The organism is Streptomyces sp. MS191 (assembly GCF_008042125.1).
Classification (GTDB): domain Bacteria; phylum Actinomycetota; class Actinomycetes; order Streptomycetales; family Streptomycetaceae; genus Streptomyces.
Window position 1 is genome coordinate 1 of sequence record NZ_RDBI01000123.1, and the last position, 2321, is coordinate 2321.

Consider the following 2321-nt stretch of genomic DNA (forward strand, 5'->3'; position numbering starts at 1 on the left):
GGCGGGTCCAGGGCGACCTGGCGGCCCTTGACGACGGTGTACCAGCTGCCGGCGCCGGTGATCGTGACGTCGTCGACGACGATGTGGCGGTTGACCTGGTAGGTGCCGGGCGGCAGGTAGACGCTCCTCCGGGCACGCTGGGCGAAGGCGATGGCCCGTTCGATGGCGGGCGCGGCGTCGCGCCGGCCGGTCGGGTCGGCGCCGAAGGCGAGGACGTCGACGGCGCGGAGGTCGACGTGCGGGCGTCCGACCAGCTCCGTGTCGAGCAGGTCGATGACGGTCCAGGCGGCGGGGCTCCCCTCGGGGACGGTCAGGCGTACGCGATCGCCGGCGCGGTGGGTCCGGCCCAGGAGCAGACGTTGCTCGTCGTAGAAGTGCGTGGGCCGGAAGGGCTTGTCGAAGGTCGGTGCCGGCGAGGTGGCCGCCGGGACACAGGAGCACTCGGTGGTCCACCAGTCGGGGTGGAGCAGGTCCGCGCCGGGGTCGTTGGTGAAGGGGTACTGGTTGTACAGCCAGGAGTACTGGGAGGTGAGGGTCATGACCCGGCGGTGGCCGCCGTTCACCGTGACGTCCAGGGGTGCGGTGATGCCGCCGCCCTCGGGGGCGTCCGGGATGCTGTAACGGACCGTCAGGGCGTTGGCCGCGCGGGGCAGGACGAACTCGACGTACCGGCCCGGGGTGAGCCGGACCGCTCTGCGGCCGGACGCCTCGGAGGCGAGCGTGTACGGCGTCCGGTCGGGTCCGACGACGGTGCCGTCGGTCCGGGCGTTCTCGGCCTCCTGCTCGTCGAAGGCGACGTCGGCGCCGCGTCCTTCGACCAGTGCCGGGTCGAGGGCCGCGCGGGTCACGACCGCTCCCGTCCCGGCGGGGGATCCGGGGCGGGGCGTGGGCGAGGCGGTGGCGACGCCGTCGACAGCCGGTCCGAGGACGAGGAGAGCGCAGAGGAGGACGGTCGCCCTCCTGCCGGTGCGGGCGCGGGAGGGGGCGCGGCTCGAAGACATCGGGGCTCGCTTCTGTCGGGCGGTGGGGACCGCGCGGCGTACGGCACACCGGCGGCGTTGGGACATTAGGGCCGCGCTTCGCACTCCACAAGACTTTGGTCGCGAAATTGCGTAACCAAGGCAGAATTCTGCGGCGTGGTGCGACACTGTTGCAGTCCCCGTCGAGCCGGACGGCGTGCGCTCGGCGCCGACCCGGCCGGGGAACCGTGGTCGGTGCGCGCCGCATCGGGGGTCACCGGCCGGCCGCGCCCGGGCGGCGCCGGACCACGGCGGACGGGGATTGCGCGGTCCGGTCAGCGGACCGCACGCGCGGTCCGCCTCTCCCGTCCGGCTCGCCGCTCCCGTTCCTGATCCGTGCGACCGCGATGACGCGCCCCCGCCCCACCGGCCCCCGGCTGATCGGACTCGTGACACCGGACCTGCAGAACGCCGTCTTCCCGGCGATCACCGAGGCGGTCGGCTCGGAACTGACCCGGCGCGGCTTCACCCCCGTCCTGTGCGCGCAGTCGCGCGGCGGTGGCTCCGAGCCCGCGTTCGTCGAGTTCCTGCTCCGGCAGCGGTTCTCCGGGATCGTCTTCGCCGGCGGGCACTACGCGTTCACGGACGCGCCGCACGGGCACTACCGCCGGCTCGCCCGGCGCAGCCTGCCGGTGGCCCTCTTCAACGCCGGCGTGCCGGGGCTGCCCTTTCCCCGGGTGGTGTGCAGCGACGAGACCGCGACCGAACTCGGCTGGCGGCACCTGGCCTCGCTCGGCCACGAGCGGATCGGTCTGATCCTGGGCCCGCGCAGTCATCTGCCGTCCGAACGCAAGGCGGTGCGGGCCCGCGCACTCGGGGCCGACCCGTCCCTCGTGGTGCGGACGTCGTTCTCGCTGGAGGCCGGGCGGGCCGTGGCCGGAACGCTGCTGCGGGCGGGTGTCACGGCGGTGCTGTGCGCGAGCGATCCGCTGGCCCTGGGCGTCATCCGGGCGGTCCGGCGGTCCGGACTGCACGTTCCGCACGACGTGTCGGTGGTCGGCTATGACGACTCCCCCCTACATGACGTGCACGAGCCCGCCGCTGACGACGATCCGGCAGCCGGTCGAGGCGATGGCGCTCGCGGCCGTGGACCTGCTCTGCGCGCAGATGGACACGCCGTCGGCGTCCGCGGACGAGACCGTGATCGACCCCGAGCTGATCGTCCGCGAGTCCACCGGCCGCCCCCCGGCCCCGGTCGCCTGACGCCGCGCGGTGGGCCGGCGAGCAGGCCCGCGAGGCACGCCGAAGCCCTGCCCGCGCCCCCTGCCGGGAGACGCGGGCAGGGCGGGAGGGGGGCAGGGC

The 2321-nt window shown here is 74.7% G+C and carries 2 protein-coding genes; one reads left to right on the forward strand and one right to left on the reverse strand.

Annotation, left to right across the window (positions count from 1 at the left end):
- Positions 1–1001: glycosyl hydrolase family 28-related protein (locus EAO71_RS35420; RefSeq protein ID WP_315986634.1), on the reverse strand; the 1001-nt coding region annotated here is incomplete at its 3' end.
- A gap of 407 nt (positions 1002–1408) precedes the next feature.
- Here EAO71_RS35420 and EAO71_RS40350 point away from each other — a divergent pair.
- Positions 1409–2321 (forward strand): substrate-binding domain-containing protein (locus EAO71_RS40350; RefSeq protein WP_459112791.1); only part of this gene is annotated, 913 nt, incomplete at its 3' end.